General features: G+C 61.2%; 17 protein-coding genes, 1 tRNA gene and 1 pseudogene. 8 read left to right on the top strand and 11 right to left on the bottom strand.

All coding sequences use genetic code 11. The features are described 5' to 3' along the window. Window positions 1–3: 3 nt before the first annotated feature. The 3 genes from ASE58_RS01370 to ASE58_RS01360 form a co-directional block, all read right to left on the bottom strand. On the bottom strand, window positions 4–1,173 hold the full coding sequence (locus tag ASE58_RS01370; RefSeq protein ID WP_055817247.1) for an efflux RND transporter periplasmic adaptor subunit: 1,170 nt from the start codon (window positions 1,171–1,173) through the stop codon (window positions 4–6). Beyond that, window positions 1,170–2,435: a TolC family protein gene (locus ASE58_RS01365; protein ID WP_055817244.1), complete on the bottom strand. Its 1,266-nt coding sequence runs from the start codon at window positions 2,433–2,435 to the stop codon at window positions 1,170–1,172. Before ASE58_RS01365 ends, ASE58_RS01370 begins: the two co-directional genes overlap by 4 nt. Before the next feature lie 420 nt (window positions 2,436–2,855). Next, entirely contained in the window at window positions 2,856–3,518 is a 663-nt protein-coding gene (locus ASE58_RS01360; RefSeq protein WP_055817241.1) for a cation transporter, read from the bottom strand. Window positions 3,519–3,587: 69 nt separating this feature from the next. Between ASE58_RS01360 and ASE58_RS17360 the strand changes: the two genes are divergently transcribed. From ASE58_RS17360 to ASE58_RS01345, 3 genes are all read left to right on the top strand, one after another. Beyond that, the gene (locus ASE58_RS17360) at window positions 3,588–3,992 is read left to right on the top strand and encodes a MerR family transcriptional regulator (RefSeq protein WP_235513447.1); all 405 of its coding nucleotides are present in this window, start codon (window positions 3,588–3,590) and stop codon (window positions 3,990–3,992) included. Between the two features lie 536 nt (window positions 3,993–4,528). Next, window positions 4,529–5,509 (top strand): AAA family ATPase, encoded by a 981-nt coding sequence (locus tag ASE58_RS01350; RefSeq protein ID WP_055817233.1) that lies wholly within the window; start codon window positions 4,529–4,531, stop codon window positions 5,507–5,509. Between the two features lie 2 nt (window positions 5,510–5,511). Next, on the top strand, window positions 5,512–8,013 hold the full coding sequence (locus ASE58_RS01345; protein WP_055817230.1) for a S8 family peptidase: 2,502 nt from the start codon (window positions 5,512–5,514) through the stop codon (window positions 8,011–8,013). Window positions 8,014–8,630: 617 nt separating this feature from the next. Here the strand turns inward: ASE58_RS01345 and ASE58_RS17735 are convergent. Continuing rightward, window positions 8,631–9,194, bottom strand: a complete 564-nt coding sequence (locus ASE58_RS17735; protein WP_156347556.1) for a hypothetical protein — start codon at window positions 9,192–9,194, stop codon at window positions 8,631–8,633. 166 nt (window positions 9,195–9,360) lie between these two features. Then, on the bottom strand, window positions 9,361–9,966 hold the full coding sequence (locus ASE58_RS17355; RefSeq protein WP_082454007.1) for a histidine phosphatase family protein: 606 nt from the start codon (window positions 9,964–9,966) through the stop codon (window positions 9,361–9,363). Between the two features lie 279 nt (window positions 9,967–10,245). Here ASE58_RS17355 and ASE58_RS01335 point away from each other — a divergent pair, with 279 nt between their 5' ends. Then, window positions 10,246–10,503, top strand: a complete 258-nt coding sequence (locus ASE58_RS01335; RefSeq protein WP_156347555.1) for a hypothetical protein — start codon at window positions 10,246–10,248, stop codon at window positions 10,501–10,503. 6 nt (window positions 10,504–10,509) lie between these two features. Here ASE58_RS01335 and ASE58_RS17350 read toward each other — a convergent pair whose 3' ends face one another. From ASE58_RS17350 to ASE58_RS17730, 3 genes are read right to left on the bottom strand one after another with little or no spacing between them, the layout of a single operon-like run. Beyond that, entirely contained in the window at window positions 10,510–11,493 is a 984-nt protein-coding gene (locus ASE58_RS17350) for a TniQ family protein (RefSeq protein WP_082454008.1), read from the bottom strand. Beyond that, window positions 11,490–12,401, bottom strand: a complete 912-nt coding sequence (locus ASE58_RS17345) for a TniB family NTP-binding protein (protein ID WP_082454009.1) — start codon at window positions 12,399–12,401, stop codon at window positions 11,490–11,492. Before ASE58_RS17345 ends, ASE58_RS17350 begins: the two co-directional genes overlap by 4 nt. Continuing rightward, window positions 12,398–14,137 carry a Mu transposase C-terminal domain-containing protein gene (locus ASE58_RS17730; RefSeq protein ID WP_156347554.1) on the bottom strand — a complete coding sequence of 580 codons (1,740 nt, stop codon included), beginning with the start codon at window positions 14,135–14,137 and terminating at the stop codon, window positions 12,398–12,400. The genes ASE58_RS17345 and ASE58_RS17730 overlap by 4 nt, the downstream gene beginning before the upstream one ends. 115 nt (window positions 14,138–14,252) lie before the next feature. Between ASE58_RS17730 and ASE58_RS17725 the strand changes: the two are divergent. The 4 genes and pseudogenes from ASE58_RS17725 to ASE58_RS01315 form a co-directional block, all read left to right on the top strand. Next, window positions 14,253–14,954: pseudogene (locus tag ASE58_RS17725) on the top strand (ATP-binding protein); the annotation flags it as partial. Between the two features lie 65 nt (window positions 14,955–15,019). Further along, entirely contained in the window at window positions 15,020–15,412 is a 393-nt protein-coding gene (locus ASE58_RS01325) for a DUF805 domain-containing protein (RefSeq protein WP_055817221.1), read from the top strand. A 41-nt stretch (window positions 15,413–15,453) separates the two neighbouring features. After that, a tRNA-Leu gene (locus ASE58_RS01320) sits at window positions 15,454–15,538 on the top strand. A 62-nt stretch (window positions 15,539–15,600) separates the two neighbouring features. Then, window positions 15,601–15,972 (top strand): PilZ domain-containing protein, encoded by a 372-nt coding sequence (locus tag ASE58_RS01315; RefSeq protein ID WP_055817217.1) that lies wholly within the window; start codon window positions 15,601–15,603, stop codon window positions 15,970–15,972. A 13-nt stretch (window positions 15,973–15,985) separates the two neighbouring features. Here ASE58_RS01315 and ASE58_RS01310 read toward each other — a convergent pair whose 3' ends face one another. From ASE58_RS01310 to ASE58_RS01300, 3 genes are read right to left on the bottom strand one after another with little or no spacing between them, the layout of a single operon-like run. Beyond that, window positions 15,986–17,455 carry a tryptophan halogenase family protein gene (locus tag ASE58_RS01310; RefSeq protein ID WP_055817213.1) on the bottom strand — a complete coding sequence of 490 codons (1,470 nt, stop codon included), beginning with the start codon at window positions 17,453–17,455 and terminating at the stop codon, window positions 15,986–15,988. Continuing rightward, a complete protein-coding gene (locus tag ASE58_RS01305; protein WP_055817211.1) occupies window positions 17,452–18,468 on the bottom strand; it encodes a cupin-like domain-containing protein in 1,017 nt (338 codons plus the stop codon). Before ASE58_RS01305 ends, ASE58_RS01310 begins: the two co-directional genes overlap by 4 nt. 1 nt (window position 18,469) lies before the next feature. Continuing rightward, window positions 18,470–19,168, bottom strand: coding sequence for a SapC family protein (locus tag ASE58_RS01300; protein ID WP_055817208.1), 699 nt, complete (start codon window positions 19,166–19,168; stop codon window positions 18,470–18,472). Between the last annotated feature and the right edge of the window lie 22 nt (window positions 19,169–19,190).

Here is a 19,190-nt window from a genome sequence, read left to right as displayed (position 1 = left end):
GGCTCAGTCCTCATCCCCGCCTGCGCCCTTGCCGAGTTCGGCCTTGAGCGTGAAGCTGTTGGTGGAAGCGATGCGCTCCGAGCCGGTAAGGCCTGCCGTTACGGTAACCTGTCCGCCATTGGTGCGGCCAAGTGTCACTGGAATTGCCCGGAAACCTGTCGCCGTCCGGACGAACACAAACGACTTGTCCTCGATCATCTGTACTGCGGCCGATGGTACAGCGACGGTGCGGTCCCCGGTCGCAGGAACGAGGATCGATACGTTGACCGTCTCACCGACGCGCCATGTGCTGCCGGCGTTGTCGAGGGTGGCGATCACCGGCACCAATCGGGTCGTCTCGTCCAGAATGGGGGACGCGAACGTGACGCGTCCCTCCTGACGCCGCCCCGGCGCTGTCACTTCGACACGCACGCCGGGTTTCACCCGACCAGCATCCGTGGGAACGAGTGATGTGGTGACAGTGACCTTCGACAGGTTGGCGACGCGGAACAGCTCTGCATCGGCCGCGACTGCCTGCCCGAGGGTCGCCGATCGCGCGATCACTTGGCCGGCGATCGGCGAGCGGACCGCGATGCGGTTGAGCGCGCCGCCTCCGCTGCCCGTCGCTGACAACTGCTGCTGCGCCAGACGAAGGGCAATGCTGGCCTCCGTTGCGGCCGTTCGCGCCGCGACCAGATCCTGCTCCGGCGAAACGCGTTCGGCGAACAGGCGCTGTTCGCGGCGAAGGTTCGATTGGGCGAGTGCGGAACGCGCGCGCGCAGCCTCTACCTCCGCTTTCAGTGATGCCGCTTCCCGGCTTTCGATGATAGCCAGCGGGTCGCCCCGGCTGACTGACTGCCCGAGATTGCGGGTGAGGGAAACGAGCCGACCGCCTACGGAGGTGGACACAACCTGCACACCCTGAGGATCGCCCTCGATCGTCGCCGATAGCTCGATCGCTCCGGCCACGCCGCCTACTGTAGGACGCGTAACCTCTATCCCGGCATCCGCGATCTGCTGGGCGGACAGGGTAACAATATCCTTTGGGCCCTCCTTGGCTTCGCCGGCCTCGGCACCTTCCGCCTTCTCGGCTCCGGCTTTCTCACCGGCCTCGCTGCTGCCACCCCCGCCGCATCCGGCAAGGAGGATAGCCAGGGTCATAGGCGCGAGCGCCCGCATGATGGTCTTCGTCATTGATTGGTTTCCTCGGGCGAGGGCGCTGCGGCAACGAGCCGTTCGAGGCGTGCCTTGGCGTCGTGATAGGTGGCGAGCGCATCGATCGCGGCGGTTCGTGTTTCGGACAGGGTACGTTCGGCATCCAACAAATCGAGCTGACCGAACTTGCCCTCCCGGTAGCCGATCCGGGCAATCCGAGCGGCTTCGCTTGCCGATGCCAATGCCGGCCCGCTGGCGTTGCGAGCGGTCGTCGCGGCATTCGCGACGTTCGCCTGTGCGCTTGCGATATCCTGCGCGGTATCCAGCTCGGCCGCGCGACGTAGCGCCTGCGCCGAATCGGTCTGCGCCCGCGCCTGCGCCACTGCCGCCTTGCCGTTGTTGAACAGCGGAAACGGGATCGACAGGCCGAACACCGCTGCCACGTCGTTCGTAGCCTCAAGCCGTCGTGCGCTGGCGCTGAGTGTCACGTCGGGAATGCGCTGCGACCTGGCAAGCCGCACCTGGGCCTCTGCCGTTTTTACGTCCGCGCGTGTCGCTGCCAATGCCAGCGTCCCGGCGGTCTCGATCGGCCGCGCTGGACCAAAGCTCTCGACACGGCCGAACCACGCCAAGTCCAACGGTCCTGTGAGGGGTTGGCCGATCCGTCGGGCAAGATTGCTTCGCGCGACCTCGGCAAGCCGCTGCGAGCGCTCCACAGCCGTCTCCGCGTTGATCCGCAATACATCGGCTCGCTGCTGTTCGAGCGGTGATGCTCGCCCCGCCTGAACGCGGACGCCGGCTGCACGCGAAGCCTCGCGGGCGATACCGGCCTGCTGACGGGCGATCACAAGCCGACGCTCCGCTGCTGTCGCCTCGATGTAGAGCTGAGTGACGGCAAGCCGTAGATCAGCCTCAGCCAACGCCGTGCCTATCCGCGCTCGATTACCAATCGCATCCGCGACGGCGATCCGTGCCGATCGTTTGCCACCCAGCTCGATCGGTAGTGCCAATCCTGCTGTTGTCTCGGCGCTGCGAAGGCCGCGATATTGACCGCTACCGGCAATGTTCTCGGTCTCGGCGACGATCGACGGGTTAGGGCGGTAGCCGGCAACCGTGCGGCCTGCCTCTGCTGCCCGGACGGCTGCTGTGGCAGCCTCAAGGCTAGGGGCGGTCGCTCCGGCAAGTGAAAGCGCCTGATCAAGGGTAAGCGGGGGACTGGTCGATGTTGGATCGGCTGACTGCGCCTGCGCGATCGACGCGCATGACGCCACGGCCAATAAGGCCGCAATAAAACGGTGCATGGGAACGGACTCCTGACGAACCTTTGAGCATCCGCACGGGCTTTCCCGGCGAGATTAGGCGTTGGTCAGGCTTGGGGAGGACGTAGGGCTGGGTCCGACGCTACCGGGGCCTTGGGCGCATTGCGCCACACCGACGCATTCATACGAACGCTGCTGGCTGGTCCGGTTGAATCGGACGCGAACGGCACGCCGACATGATGGCCGTGGCAACCGCCATGATGGTGAGGATACGCCTTGTCGGCGTCTGCCGGCACTTGGTCAGCGTCACCGTCGCAATGATCGAGGGAGCTGACCGCTGTGGTATCAATGCACGTCACGCCTTCGGTCGCATGCGCGACTGATCCAAGCCCGAGCATAAGCACGAGCATGAAACTGAGGAACAGGGCGGAAAGGCGGTGCATCGGCCCGCGTCTTAGCAGCTTACCGACTGCCATGTAACGACTGCTCGTAAGTAGCGGGGACGGGTGAGGGCTCGCTACGCATTTCGGCGCGTGCCTGCCGCATGATCTGAACACCGCCCGATATGCCCAACACAGCCATCAAGGTGGCGACGGCAAGATCAGGCCACGCGCTGTTGAGGCCGAACACCCCGCCTGCGGCTAGCACGACGGCAATGTTGCCAATCGCGTCATTGCGCGAGCAAATCCATACTGACCTCATGTTCGCGTCACCGCTTCGGAAGCGGTACAGCATGACCGCGACGACAAGGTTCGCGATCAGCGCGGCGATGCCGACCACACCCATAATGTCGGCATGGGGCGTCGCGTCGTGGAGCGCACCCCATCCCGCCGCGAACAGGACATAGACGCCTAGCAAAGCAAGCGTCGCCCCCTTCAACATCGCAGCGCGTGCGCGCCAGGCTATCGCCATTCCGGCAACACCAAGACTGATTGCGTAGTTCGCGGTGTCACCAAAAAAGTCGAGCGCGTCGGCTTGGAGCGCCTTCGATCCGCCCGTGATGCCGGCTATGATCTCGATAACGAACATGCCGCCATTGACGGCAAGCGCGATCCATAGCGCCCGGCGCCACTTTGGATCGTTGAGAGTACCCGCCTTGTCGGACGCGCAGCTTGTGCAGGCCATGTTCGCCACCTCGATAGAATCGATCTGACAGCCTATATGCACCCTCTAGTCGCTAGAGGGTCAAGCGCTGTGTCTGAGAAACTGACAATCGGAAAATTGGCTGGTGCGACTGGCACGAAGGTCGAAACGATCCGCTACTATGAGCAGATTGGCTTGCTGCCGGCACCTGCGCGATCGGCGGGGAACTATCGGACCTATGAGGGTGCGCACCTGCGCCGCCTGTCCTTCATTCGTCGTGCCCGCGATCTTGGCTTCTCGATCGACCAAGTACGCGAGTTGATGGGGCTTGCCGATCGACGAGATCAGTCCTGCATCGCTGTTGATGTCGTTGCCAATCAACACCGCGACGCGATCAGGCGTAAGATTGCCGATCTCACCGCACTGGCTGGTGAACTCGATGCGCTGATAGATTCCTGTAGCCGGAACACCGTCGCCGACTGTCGGATCATCGAAGCCCTTGCGCCTCCTGAGTAGTCCCATAGGACTTAACGGCTTCGTGTGACGGATCCTTTGCCAGGCGTCGCCAGCAATCATCATATAAGTCGAGGGTTTTGCGATGCCCGCGACACCGCTACCGAGGATCGTGATGCTAAGACAGAAACCCTGATACTTACCCCTGCAGTGAGAAATCGACGGTGTCGTTTGATTGGGTGCCGTATGGTCCTCCTTGGCTGGGACTTCAGCCGGACCAAGGCAACAAATAGCCCCGAATTCTATGGATCATCTATTGATCTAAAAAGGACCGGCCTGGAAGGATGCGCTGGGGGCATACCCAAAAAGCACCGACCGGGACGGCGGTGATCTCGCTTGAGGGCAATAGCGGTATGTAGATCGAGCTTGGGTCCGCGTGTCTGCCCGGCAGCCACTGTGCGGAACTCGTTGTCACATTGATGGAACGACGATAGAACGGCCAGTACTTGGGAGCAGTCGACCAAAGCGCGTCTTCCGAGCGTTGCCGCAACAGACAGCGCGAGATGAGGCATGATGGGGCATCGTACAGGCGAATTAGCGTGACAAAGGCGACTCATTTCGTCGCGCTGCTGCAGAGTCACATCGATGGCGATGACGAGCAGTTTCTCAGTGTCGCGATGCAGGCGGCCGCTAATGAAGCGCGCCTTGGCCATGGCAAGGTCGCTCAGCAGCTGCGCGAGATGGTGGATGATGCCCGAGCACGGGGCAAGACAAAAGCGCGGGCGCATGCCGTTCCCCTTGTTCAGCCTCGTGGCGAGTTGGCGAGTCTGGTCGCTGCCAAATATGTCGATACGCGGCTATCGAGTATGGTCCTCCCAGTTGAGTTGCGAGATCGTCTTCAAAGGGTAATCCTCGAGCAGCGGCAGGTGCATCGCTTGCGCCAGCATGGTTTGCAGCCGCGCCGCAAGCTTCTGCTCATAGGCCCGCCTGGAGCAGGTAAGACGATGACCGCGGCAGCCATCGCCGGCGAGCTTAAGCTTCCATTGTTTTCGGTCCTCTTGGACGGGCTGCTAACAAAGTTCATGGGCGAGACAGCCTCGAAGCTTCGCACGGTCTTTTCAGCGATGACCGAGACTAGAGGCGTTTATTTCTTTGACGAGTTCGATGCGATTGGAGCACGCCGTGGCGAACGCAACGATGTAGGAGAAATCCGGCGCGTTCTAAACTCCTTTCTGCAGTTCTTGGAAGAGGATGACAGCGAAGGATTGATCGTTGCTGCGACCAACCATCCCGAGCTCTTGGACCCAGCGCTCTTCCGGCGCTTCGACGACGTGATTGAATACACCCTGCCAGACGCGCAGGTAGCTCGGGCGATCCTTGAAGCTCGGCTATCGGCCTTCGACACGGCTTCCGTGTCTTGGGAAGACGCAACCGAAGGGGTTGATGGGCTAAGTCAGGCAGACCTTTCTCGTGTTGCGGACGAAGCAGCAAAAAGGACGTTGCTCGCAGGGCGTGACGGCGTGGAGACAGCGGATCTTTTCGCTGCGATCGCTGAGCGGAAGGCGGCGGCTCGTCGGTAAGAATGGCAGACGAACAAGCGCGGCCGCATCCGCATATCTATCTTCGGGGTACAGGCACGCGGCGGGGTTACACAGCCTACCAGGCGGGCGGTGATGGCGGCGGTGGACTGCCGCAGCGCGATCGGGTTGGCCATGCAAATGCCCTAACCCAAGCCCTGACGGCGGTTGTGCAGCAAGGCGAGACGGTCCTCGCAAACCGGGACGCGAATATCGCTGCTGGAGAAAAAGGCTTCTATGTCGAGTTCACTCTGCCTTCGGGCCAGGCGGACATCGTCGACAAGCTGGAGAACCGACGGGGCCGCTTTCCGATTGAACTAGTGAACGTGCACCCGGCGGAGGAGGGGCAGGTTTCGGCAACCGTGTTCGTTCCCGAGGCGCAGAAGGACTATTACCTTAGAAAAGTTGCGGCCTATCGTGACGACGACAATGTCACCTACAAAACACACGACGACGGCTCCGTCGAAGAGCTTCGCAAGCCAAAAAATCAGCGCCTCATCGCGTCGATCGAAACCGCGCGTTTAGCGGTCGCTCGATCCTTCTACACCGACCAGGCTAACTTGTTTCCCGCGCCGGGGGGCGAGGCCTGGTGGGAGGTGTGGGTTCGCAAAGGAACAAAGGGGTCGTTCGACAAGGCCGCGCAGGCGCTTGGCATGGTCACACGCGAGCATACCCTCGAGTTCGCTGAACGTGATGTGGTTATCGCTAAAGGTACGCCTGAGCAGCTCGGACGAGTGATCGCCAACACTGACAGCGTTGCCGAGCTCCGTCTCGCGCGAGACACGCCCTCGCTTTTTATGGGCATGGATGGTGCTGAGCAACGAACGTGGAGCGCAGATCTAGCAAAGCGGCTCGTGCCGATCGATGACGAAGCCCCGGCCGTATGCCTGCTAGATTCCGGTACGACCATCAACCATCCTTTGATCAAACCTTACCTTCTACCTGTTGATCAGCAGGCATTCGACGCCGCTTGGAATGCTGAGGATGTCAGTGCACAAGGTCACGGAGGTCACGGTACGCAGATGTCGGGGACATCGCTGTACGGCGACCTTATGGAAGTACTTGATGGGACCGGGCCGATCGTCGTCCGGCACCGGTTGGAGTCAGTAAAGATCCTGCCGGATCACGGCGCCAATGCCCCGGATTTATATGGTGCAATCACTGCTCAGGCGATTGCGCGAGCAGAGATTGCTGCGCCAAATCGACCAAGAGCTATCTGTCTAGCGGTTACAAGCCTAGGCGATCACGGTCGCGGCCGACCATCGGCATGGTCGGCCAAGCTAGATGCGATCACCTTTGGTCGCGACGAGGTGCAACGCTTCATTGCGGTCGCTGCTGGCAATATCCGCGAGGCGATCGTTGCGGCAGACTATCCAGCACGCAACGATACAATGCCGATCGAAAATCCGGCTCAAGCATGGAATGCGTTGACTGTTGGAGCGTACACTGAGCGCACGCTCATTTCGGATCCGACTTATGCCGGCTGGAATGCGCTTGGTGCCGCCGGTGACATCATGCCGCGGAGCCGAACCTCCGTCAGCTGGATTCGAGAATGGCCTTTGAAGCCCGATGTTGTGTTCGAGGGCGGAAACATAGGCCATGATCCAGCGACGGGGCAGGGCGATCATGTTGATGACCTCGCCTTACTGACCACATATCGCACGATCGCCGAGCGACCTTTCACGACAACCGGTGACACCAGCGCGGCTACTGCGCTTGCCGCCCGAATGGCGGCACAGATCATGGCGGAAAAGCCAACATTGTGGCCGGAGACGGTACGCGGTCTCATCGTTCACTCCGCAGAGTGGACCGATGCTATGCGTGCCAATCAGAACACCATTGGCAAGCCTGCTCTTGTGCGTCGCTACGGCTTTGGCGTTCCTTCCTTAGTGCGTGCTCTCGGCAGCCTCGATCACGATCTAACTATTGTTACCGAAGACGAGATCGTGCCATTCAAGATGAAGGGTGGAGCAGCGATTACGGACGAGTTGGCAGTCCACCAGCTTCCGTGGCCGAGAGGCGCACTGCTCGCACTTGATCCTGCGACGCTTGTCCAACTGCGAATAACCTTGAGCTATTTCATAGAGCCTAACCCTGGTGAGCGGGGATTGTCACGACGTCACGTTTACGCAAGCCATGGATTACGCTTCGACCTAAAGCATGCGGATGACTCACTAGATACTTTTATTCGACGTAGAACGTCTGAGCCAGGTGCTCGACCTGCAAGGCGCGCGGCGTCGGATGCCGGCTGGACTATCGGTCCTCAGTTGCGAAATAGAGGATCGTTGCACGCCGATATTTGGGAAGGCACCGCGACGGAGCTTGCCGCTCGTGACGCGATCATCGTCTATCCAACAGGGGGGTGGTGGAGAGAAAATGTTGCGAAGGGCCATGCGGGGGAGGCGGTACGATATAGCCTGATCGCGAGCATCCGCGCGGCACCAGGAACAGAACTGTACACCGAGGTTACTGCCCAAGTCGCGCCTGAGGTCGCCATCGAGATCTAGCGGCGACGCTAGATGCAGCGGCGCGCAAACATAGCGGCCGCTCGCAATCAAGATTTCGTGCTTACATTATCCGTTGCGGGTGGATACCAACGGCGGGTTCCGCTTTTGCGTTTGGCTGTCCCATTTCTCCGTTTCCACAGGGCCATTTCGGGAAAGAGCAATCGGGAACACATTTCGGGAAACGGCTGCTTCCATGCCAACCAGCGGACCCTGCAAACGTCAGCCGTCCCAACCATCCTTCCTAATCGGGAATGTCGGATCGGCCGCTCCCGGCGCAGTCTCAGACGCTCATGCACCTAGTGCTGATGGTCCTCGTTGAGGCCAAACGAACGGAAGTGAGCCAAGCACAAACCCGAGAAATGTCGCCTGGAGCGGCACGGCCAAGCCGAATGCGGGAATCTTCAAAACGACCAAGGCATAGGTGTTAGCTATCACGTCAGTAAGCATGACTGCTGCCGCCAAAAGCAGGCCACACCGCCTAAGTCGCGATAAAAGCAATGTGATCGTAAGTAGGTCTAAAAGTACCAATCACGTCCAGAAAGCCTCAAGTAGTGGTGGTCCCCAACTATAAGGCCGCCAACCATATGCCATAAAATCGCGCGCATGGTTGAACGCGCCTATTCCGAAGCAGGCTGAATAAAGCCCAAGTACGATCCGAGAGCGGACGGCAGGGTACAGTTCCATGGGAAGCACGGTATATATTTAGTCGGCGGCTTCCCGACGGCACGCGGATCGTCAGCGTCGAGCGCATGTCGCGGGCGTTCACCAAATATCATCTCGATGACGGACGTGCGCTGCACCGGTTCAAGATGGAAGAGCCACACGCGACGCCGCATGACCACCCCTGGAGCTTCGACACCGAGATCCTTGATGGCGGGTATGTCGAAGAGGTGTTCAATCTGGATCCGAGCGGCGGTTGGCGCAGTGAATTGGTTCACCGGCCCCCTGGCGAAACCTACCACGTCGATGCCGCGCACATTCACCGCATCGTCGAGCTGCCAACCGGCGAGTGCTGGACTCTCGTTCGGGCTGGTCTCCACACTCGGGAAACCCGGTTCTGGCGGTTCGGAGATATGGTTCAGTCTCGGGCCTGGCATGAGCGACGGTGGACGCGCTTCGGATAAGCCGTCACGGGCCGTCGAACCGCAATGTTCAAGTCGGTATTCGTCGCGGAAGGACATCGCTTGCGCGCCGCGATTCTCGGATACGGCTCCCGGGAACGAAGCCGTTCTTCGGATTGGGCTTGTTTGAGCGCTGACGAATTTTAGCGGCTAAAAACTGAGTTCGGCGGAGTCCGCGGTCGCAACGGCATTGGCGGATTGTATCGGTTAGATAATCGATGCGAATTTACCGTTCATTCCATCCCTGTGATCCGAAATTAAACGAAAGTCTTTGTACGTTACTTATTGGGGGCGGAGCGCCCTTTTTCCAAAAAAATTCCATTTTCTGTTTGTCGTCCAAATGGTTGTCATTGATGACAGCGCGGACGGCTTGGATAAATTGACCATGACTAAAAACGTATACCAGCGCGTCGGGCGGTAAGGTCGAAAGCCTTCCAAGCGCCGTTTCGGCGCGGCGAAGCAGCGTTGCAAAACTTTCTGCACCTTCTCCATCGCAATACGTCGGGTCGGCGGCGCTCCAGAAGCGCTCCAAATAAGGCATCCTCGTAGAGCTGAGGGTTCCGTTCCATTGAGAAGGTTGAAGGTAAGTGAATTCTTCGATCGGCCAAACTTCAACTGGAACGCCGTGGAACCGCTCGATCGTAGGTGCTGCCGTCTGCTGAGTGCGAAGGTATGGCGAAGTGACTATCAGCGACGGTGTTTCATCCCACACCGCGGCAACATCACGGGCCTGCTGCCAACCAAGGTCGGTGAGCTCGATCAAGGAAAGGTCGTCGCTTGGCATTCCGGCATTTCCGGTGCTCTGACCATGCCGCACAAATGTCGCTCGCACGTGAAAATATGCCCTCTGCAGATGAAGTCATATTCATACAGGGCATCGGGCCGTTGCCCATAGTGTCTGTTTCTGCGATCTACGATGTGCGGCACGGTCAATCCCGTCCGTGGGGCGTCGTAACCCCGTTGAAGGCGTAGTCCGGTCGAGTTTCTCGGCCGGGTGGCTGCCGCGTATGTCCAAGGCTCCGCTCAAAGGCGGCAGCGCCTTGTGCTACGCGCGGGGTTACGAACACCCGGCTTCGGACCGGGGCCTCTGTATGTGCAGGAGGCGCGTTTGTTGAAATTGCCAAATAGCGAAGTTGACTTTGATGCTGTCGCGAGTCGCCTGTCGGCGATGCTTGGAGTGCTAGAAGTGGAGTTCGGCCTCAATCGATTTGAGGGCGCCATGGCTGCCATGCTCGTAGGCGCGAGCGACGTAGGACTCGCTGAGGTCAAGATCATGCAGAAGGTTCTTCGGGATTATGCGGCGATCGCTTCAGCCGCCGAACGAGATGCAAAAAAGCGAGGACGGGAGACCGTGTCTTGCGCCGCGTAAAGCTGGCTAAGGTAGGATCGGGGCAAGATAAGTAGCGACGGGATCGGCATATTTGAAAGGGATATGCCTTTGATCGCCGCGCATAGCCCAGCTTTTCCACATCCCGGCCTCGGCGCAAAGGCCTATGAAATTGAACGGCCATCCCTCTAACAAACACGCTCCGATCGCGATCATGCGATGCCTGTCGGACGTTGAAAGATTCTCGAATGCCGCGCTTTTCATCGAACGAGTCGGGGGCGAGGGGTCGCCGCCCGAGTGGCGGGTTACAGTTTCCCTCAGCTGCGCTGAGCGTGGATTCGATGACACGATACTGAAGACCTGCCTTAGCAGGTCGAAATACGCCAAGGGATGAAGGTCGCGAAGCGGCGGTGGTAGCGTTCCGGTGCCATAAGCCACGGCACGCATAGTATGTTCGAGCTGGAGCGCTCTGGAATCTCCGAAAGTGACCGGCGATTTCCGGCGATCAAACCCGCACTGGTGGCACTCAGGATCAACGCCGCGATGGGGCACGGCAGGCTCCCCGCAACAAGTGCATCGATCGTGAAGCATTACCCCGTGTTTCGAACAAGAGGTTGAAAATGCTAGGCGCCAGTCTAACCGATAGTAGGGGTGGGTATCCTCCCTCAGGCAGACAGGGCACCATTGCTGACCGCCCAATCGCCGGGTTCGATGATATACCCCAAGTGGCAACACCCAACGGGTCGCGACCTTGACGCGCACGTGCTCAAACACGATGCCTTCGAATGCGCGAAGCGTCGTTTTTTCCAGAAGGGCTATATTCCGTCCTGTTCGCGAGGCGAGCGACAAGAGCACCTCGGCAGGGGCGATGGCATCGGTGTCTCTGTTCCAAAGTTGCCGACCCGGCCACAGCAAATGGCAAAATGTCTGAATCTTCCCGCTGTTTCCTAGCGCTAAGCGCCGTAACCACGACGAGAATAGCTCGTTTGGCTTCGGGCTTGGTCGCCAGGGGAGGAGCTCGGTTGCGGTCAACCGCGATGGCCTAAAACAGCTTCAGCCGCTCGCCGTCTGTTCTCGGGGGCAACCCATCCCAGACCATCCAACAGATTAGTGTCGATACGCTCCGCTCCTGACCGTATCGCTGTCTCAGCGGCTTCTCTAATTAGGCGAACGATCTCGCCGATCGTTCCCCCGGAAAGGCCTAAGATACGCTCTATCATCTCTGTTTCCGACAAGCTCGATTGTCGTCGTAGTGGTAATGTGGACTCGATCGTGTTCAGGAGCACTTTACAGGCTTTGTCGTTTTTCCATATCGGAAGTGGCCAGTGTTCAAAGCGGTTGGTGAGTTGCTCGTCGGATTGCAGTGCTCTCAATGCGGATGCTAGGCCACATCCTATAATGTGTATTTCAAGTTCGTTTGAGATATAGCGAAGAAGATTTAGGAAATATCTTTGCTGTTCAATCCTGCCGCCATGTATATTATGTAGCTCATCTATAATAAGGACTTTAAGTCCGACAATCTTGCATATTTTTAGTGTTTGGGCCTGAACGTGGCTAAGGACCGCTGTCCGCTGGATCGGGACATGAAGTTTCTCGAGAATGGCGAGGTAGAATTGTCGAGCGTCGGGGGTCGGCGGCATCTGAATGTAAATTACGGGGCAGATCACCGCATCCGCATCTTCGTCATGGACTGGCAAATTTGCGTCGGTGAACCGGCGCACGAGCATGGTTTTTCCATTGTTTGTAGCGCCCGCAATAAGCATACTTGCAGGCCGATGCGATCTAGGGCTGTGCAGAAGGGCATTCATGCGGATCAAGATGCGCTTCGCTGTCCCATAGGACACGAACGGCTCTCGAGAGAGCGAGCCGACCCGCTCATCGTCAGAACTGTTTAAAAGCTCCTTAGCGGTCGCAGTGAGTTCGCGGGCCCGATCGATCATTCATCGACCTCGTAAAATTCGTCGCCTTTTAGATCATCGTCAATGATGCGACGCCAAGGGGATGCCGAAGCAGGCTCATGACTGTCGAGATGGGTTTCCGAGTATTTTTGACTGATTCTCGCGCCTATCTGGCGCTCTTTCGCCAGCCGGTTTTTTCGCGAGGCTTTGCGAGCCTCTAAAGATTTTGCAACGATTTCTCGTTGAAGCTCTGCGGCTTGGAACAACGCTGTTTCGTCATAACCGCGTTGGCCGCTAGCGCGCAGGTGCTTGCGAGCATTTTCCAATTCCCATGCCGAAATACTCGGGCGGGATATATCGCGCGAGCGTACCGGATAATAAATATTATCGTCGGGACAAAGAAACCAGATACGCGAGACATCACGGGGATCACGCCGAACAACAAATTTGGTCTGGCTTTGATCGTCCAGATAAGGCCTAAGGATATCATCCATATAGTGGATGCCACCCCACCGGATGCCCCGGCGGTTCACTGACCGGCGCTCTATCGGCAGGAAGTCTATCAATAGCCTTGCGGGATCGTTGATTGGCGTTGGGATGCCTCTACCGGCTCGCTGCTGATCTCCAAAAATACCAGCCTGCCAACGCGCGTTCGGCGTCATTCCGTGATGGCTATGGATTTTGCAATGATAATGACCCGCGATGAAGGTCGCGAGCAGTAGCTCCAACTCTTGCATCGTCAGCGATGCGCCTTTGGCGGGATCAACGTCACCGCGTTCAGCTATCGAGCCGCCGGTCGCACCGGGCAAGGTTCTCAGCGATCGCATTGCTGTACCGATCACTCGCTCTACGATCCCGCCAAAGTGGGGCATCCCGCCGGGACGAAAGTTGATCACCATGCCCCAAGATCGACAACCCAGCTCCACGGCTTCGGATCGAAAATCCGATCCATTGTCAGTGTAGATTTCGTCGGGCCGGCCATACGGAAGCCATTTGGGGACGAGCCCGATCCGTGCTGCCCACCCATCTTTCGGTAGAATGCTATGGACTAGGCACAGCCCGACCGACGTAGACGATGGCGCTTCTAGTGAAAGATAAAAGCCCAGCACGGCTCGGGAATATTCGTCAATCGCAACTGTCACCCAAGGCCGCTCAAGAGGCTGACGCAGCGCTTCATCCACGACAATAAGATCGACGCGTGTGTGATCGATTTGGATTCGTTGCAGGGGGAACTCGGTTTCGGGCGTTGAGCCTGACACCAAACCAAACTGTTCGCGCGCTCGCTTCGCACCTTCACGCGATCGTACAATTTGCACCGCTGGGATGGCTGCTATGCGCTTTCGCACAGTCTTTTGATCGGGCAGCGCAAGGCCGAGTTGTTGAGCGCGCCGACGTATTTCCAGAATCGTCTGAGTGATAGTGGGTCTCATACGACTGAGGTGATAAGAAGCGATCACCTCGGCCATAATAGCCTCGACACGTGCATCGACCATGCTCCTGCCGAGCAATGAGGAGCGTCTACGCGGAGCCAAGTCTGCGAGCCGCCGCGCCGCACCGTATCTTTTCAGTAAGGTAAATACGGTTCGAATTGAACAGTTTAGCTCTTCAGCCGCAATGCGTACCTCCCGATTCGTCCGCTTGGGGAGTGCGAGCAGCCGATCCAACACTGGTTTTCTAAGCGTCGCGATCCTGAGCCGTTCGGGCGATGCCATAATGTCGTCGCCGTCTACGGTTCCAGAGATCATCGCTTGTCCCAGCGGTATTACCTGTTTCGGCAAGTCTGTCACGGTACTGGCTCCGATGACGTCTGGAGAGGGCAGAAGCAGCGCCAGTGCAAGCTATCGTTCCCCATAGTGTAGTCAATCGGCGGTAAGATCCGGTCAGAAACTTGCGCACAGTGCATCGAACCGATGGCGATCCACAGGTGGCCTGAGGGTAAAGCCGGGCGAGATCAGCATGGCGCATCTGGGTGTGCTGTTCCTTGACGAACTGCCCGAGTTCCAGCGGGCAGTGCTCGATTCGCTGCGGCAACCGCTGGAGACGGGTGAGGTCAGCGTGGCGCGGGCCAATGCGCATGTCACTTTTCCGGCGCGAGTGCAGCTGATCGCGGCGATGAACCCGTGCCGTTGCGGCCATCTGGGCGATCCGGCGCTGGCCTGTGCCCGCGCGCCGCGCTGTGCCGCCGATTATCAGGCGAAGGTGTCGGGGCCGCTGCTCGACCGAATCGACCTGTCGATCGAAATGGCGGCGGTCAGCGCCGCCGACCTCGTCCTGCCGCCGCCCGCCGAAGGGTCGGCGGAAGTCGCCGCGCGGGTCGCGGCGGCGCGGCAGGCGCAGCGGGAACGCTATGCCGCCGATGGCATCCGGACTAATGCCGAGGCGGACGGCGCGGTGCTGGAACGTGCCGCCGCGCTCGACGCACCGGCGCGCGCGCTGCTGGCACAGGCGGCGGAAGCGATGCGGCTGTCAGCGCGGGCGTTCCACCGGGTGCTGCGGGTCAGCCGGACCATCGCTGATCTGGGCGGCACCGACTCGATCGGACGGGCGCAGGTGGCGGAGGCGCTCAGCTATCGCCGGCGGGCACCAGTCAATTGACCGGTTGCCTTGCCCGCCCTGGCTTGCAAAACATTGCGCAACAGTAACGAGGGGAATGTGCCGACATGGAATGGATGATCCTGCCGCTGCGACGGTATTTCGAGGTGCGCGGCCGTTCGCGTCGCCAGGAATATTGGATGTTCGTACTGTTCAGCTTTCTGATCGGTGCCGCGACGACGATCGTCGACAATGTGCTGGGGTTCGGATGGGAGGGGAGCGGCCCGCTGAACGCCCTGACCAGCCTCGCGCTGCTGGTGCCCAGCTTTACCGTCGCGTTCCGCCGGCTCCACGATACCGACCGCTCGGCATGGTGGATGCTGCTCATCCTCCTGCCGATCATCGGCTGGATCTGGCTGTTCGTGTTGTACGTGTCGGAGGGGACGCGCGGGCCGAACCGGTTCGGGCCCGATCCCAAGGACCCCTATGGCAGCGCCGATATCGACCGCGTGTTTTCGTGACGGTTGCGGGGGCGCGTCGCTTCGGCTAACGCGCCCTGCGTGCCCCTGTGGTGAAATTGGTAGACGCGTCCGACTCAAAATCGGATTCCGCAAGGAGTGCTGGTTCGAGCCCGGCCAGGGGCACCAATTTCCGATCGCTCCCGATGCGTTAACCGGGTTTTAGCGATCGAGCGGATAGCGTGAGGCGCATGAGCGATTCGCCTGAAGGCCCGTTCCCCCCGCGTCCGCGCCGGGACAGCGTGTTCCTGACCGCGCGTGTCGAATCCAGCGAAGGCGTGGTCGAATGCCGGGTGCGCAACCTGTCCGAAGCAGGCGTCTGTATCGACAATATGGTCAACCTGGCCTCCGGTGCACGGGTGCTGGTGACGATGGGCACGCTCCACCATCTCGAAGGATGGGTTCGCTGGGCGCATGACGGCCGGGCGGGGCTGGTGTTCGAACACGGCCATATCGATGTTGCGGCGGCGCGGCGTCCGCGCGGCACGGTCGAGGCGGTGCCGCAGCATGTGACGGGATGGCTGTCCCAGATGCACAATCCCTATCGCCGGGGCGACGGCTGACCCGGTTGGCGGATCAATCGCCGCTGCGGCAATATTGGTCGAGGAACTGCTGATGCGTCGGCAGGCGGGCGACGGTGGCGGCGATGTTGGAGCGCAGCCCGTCGAGCGCGGTGCCCAATTCCCCCGGTGGCATTGCACGCGCCAGCGGATGCCAGCTGGCGGGCGTCAGGCGCTGGCCCAGCATCACCTGCGTCCACGATCCGGTGCGGAACAGGTCGTCGGCGGACTGATAGGTGTGCGCGCCCTCCGCGAACAAGGCGATACGTTCGTTGAGGCTGTCGGGCGGGGCGATCTCACGCCGTTCGCGCCAGAACGGCTCGGGCCGCTGGTTCAGGTGATAATGGAGCAGCACGAAGTCGCGCACCGCCTCGATCTCGCGGCGCGACTGGTCGTTGAAGCGGGTGCGCGCCGCGGCGCCGGGGTGGCCGAAGGGGAGCAGCTGCACCAGCCGGGTCAGCGCGATCATCACCAGATGCAGGCTGGTCGATTCGAGCGGTTCGACGAATCCGCTCGACAGGCTGAGCGCGACGCAATTGCGCTCCCACATCGCCAGCCGTCGTCCGGTGCGAAAGCGGATGAGGCGCGGTTCGGTGAGCGGCTGTCCCTCGACCGACGCCATCAGCCGGTCGCGCGCGGCATCGTCACCCAGATGGCGCGAGCTGTAGACGAGGCCGTTACCTATGCGGTGCTGCAACGGGATCTGCCAGCGCCAGCCCGCGTCGTGCGCGATGGCGCGGGTATAGGGCAGCGCCGGGCCGGTGGCGCGGGTCTGCACCGCCAGCGCGCGGTCGGTGGGCAGCCAATGGCCCCAATCCTCGAACCCGACGCCCAGCGCCTGTTCGATCAGCAGCGCGTGGAAGCCGGTGCAGTCGAGGAACAGGTCGCCCGCCACCCGCTGCCCATCGTCCAGCACCAGCGCAGCGATGTCGCCGCTGTCGCCGTCGCGCTCGACCTGCGCGATCTTTCCTTCGATCCGCGTCAGGCCCTGCGCTTCGCTGCGCCCTCTCAGATAGGCAGCGTAGCGGCCGGCGTCGAAGTGATAGGCATAGTTGAGCGGCGTGTCGGGGCCACCGAGGAAGCGACCGGCCTCGGCAGCTTCGTGTTCGAGGCAGTAGGCACCGATATCGGCGGCCGCCCCCTGTCGCTGCGCCTCCAGCCAGAAATGCTGGAAATCGCCCATCCAGGTCGATCGGCCCACTTCGCCGAACGAGTGGAGATAGCGATCGCCGGCGCGCGCCCAATGTTCGAACGCGATGCCCAGTTTGAAGCTGGCCCCGGTCGCCGCCATGAACTCACGCTCGTCGAGGCCCAGCAGCGCGTGGAAGCTGCGGATGGTGGGGATCGTCGCCTCGCCCACGCCGACCGTGCCGATCGCCTCCGATTCGACCAAGGTCACCTCGACCAGTCCCGCCAGCTGTCGCGTCAGCAGCGCTGCCGCCAGCCAGCCGGCGGTGCCACCGCCCGCGATCACGATCCGCATCATCGGTTCAATCTCTGCAACAGTTTCGCGCGCAGCCGCCGGGCGGCGGCGGGGTCGAGCGGGGCGAGGTCGCCCTGGATCTCGGGCGGCAAGTGGGCACGCGCATCGTCGCCACCACGCCAGATATAATGATCGAACATCGCGGCCCACGCCGCGCGCTCCGCCGCCGGCCGTTCGCGCAGCGACAGCATGGCGTGGAGCAGGGTCGTCATCGGGCTGTCGGCAAAGGCGGGGGCGTCGTTCCACCAATAGTTTATCATGACGTTGAAGCGGTCCAGCGCCTCGACATTGTGCCACCACAGCGCCGGATAGAAGAGGACGTCGCCCGGTTTTAGGTCGGCGATCTGCGCCTGTCCCAGTGCGTCGGCGAAGCGGGGATAGCGATCGAGATCGGGCGCGCGCAGGTCGACCATGCTGACCACCTGTCCGCCCGGCGTCGGCTCCAGCGGGCCGGGATAGAGGTTCGCGATCTGGTCGGGCGGGAACAGCGTGAAGCGGCGCTGCCCGACGAGGCAGACGGCAAGGTTGTTCGACAGGTCGTAATGCGTCGCGGCGACGGTGCGGTTGCCGATCCAGATGCTGGCCAGCGGCGCGGCCCGACCGGGGGCCGGCGGCGGCAGCGACAGGTCGTTGTCGCGGCGCAGGCCCGGCAGGTACGTGTCGAGATCGGTTGATCCGATGTAGCAGGCCGGCGCATCCGGATCATCGAGATGGCTGGCGATCCGGTCGAGATACGCCGACAATCCGACCCGCGCGGCATCGAAATTCAGCCCGGTCCAGTCGTCGCGGTAGAAGAAGCGCCCGCCGATCGCCGGCTCGCCGGTATAGCCGACGATCGGACGCCCGCCGTCAAATTGCTTGAGATAGGCAATGGCCCGCTCCGCACCCGCCCGGCCCGCCGCGACCAGCGGCCAATCGGCGGCGAACCCGCGCAGCACGACCGGTTCGTTCGCGGCGAGCAGCGACGGCAGGTCGATCGCATCCGCACCATCGATGCTGCGAACCGGACGCGGCATGTCAGCCGCCGTGCCGCTGTTGCCGCCGGTCGATCAGCCGGGGAATGTTGTCGAGCGACGCGCTGGCCATGAACGCGGCGCGCAGTGCGCCGCTGACATGCAGCGCCGCCAGCTGGTCGGCGGTCAGCGCGTCGAGCGCATCGTCGGCGACGACCAAGATGTCGGTGATCGTGCAGCTCTGCCCATCACCCAGGTCGAGTTCGATATTGGTCGGGCGCAGCAGGTCGGCGGCCTGCCACGCGGCGAACAGGGGCGCATTGATCTGCTGCCCCTCGTGGATCACGTCCAGCACCCCCTCGACATGCGCCAGATAGGGCGCGGTGCCGCCGTGCGGGAGGTAGAGCGGATTGCCATCGTCGCCGCGCGAGACACGCGGGTCGCTCAGGTCGATGGTGAGACCGCCGCTGTCCCGATCGCGGCCGAAGGGGCCGCGCTGGCGGACGGCGGGGACATAGCTTGCCTGCCATTCGCCGCTGTCGCCGAGAAACAGATTGTCATCGGGATCGAGGCCGAGCAGCGCGACGGCATAGAGGCCGCCCCGGTCGTCGCGGCGGAACAGGATCGGATAGTCGCGCTGCGCCGCTTCGAATTCATTGGGGAACAGCAGCACCTGATTGACCGCATCGCCATGGTCGGCGCCGTGCGCGACCCGCACGGTCAGGTCGTGATGATCGACGTTGTTGAGGGATACGGGGGGCATCGACACGCGGACCTTTCCTTGG

This window comes from Sphingomonas sp. Leaf9 (assembly GCF_001421355.1).
Taxonomy (GTDB): Bacteria; Pseudomonadota; Alphaproteobacteria; order Sphingomonadales; family Sphingomonadaceae; genus Sphingomonas.
This window is presented reverse-complemented; position numbering and strand designations above follow the sequence as displayed.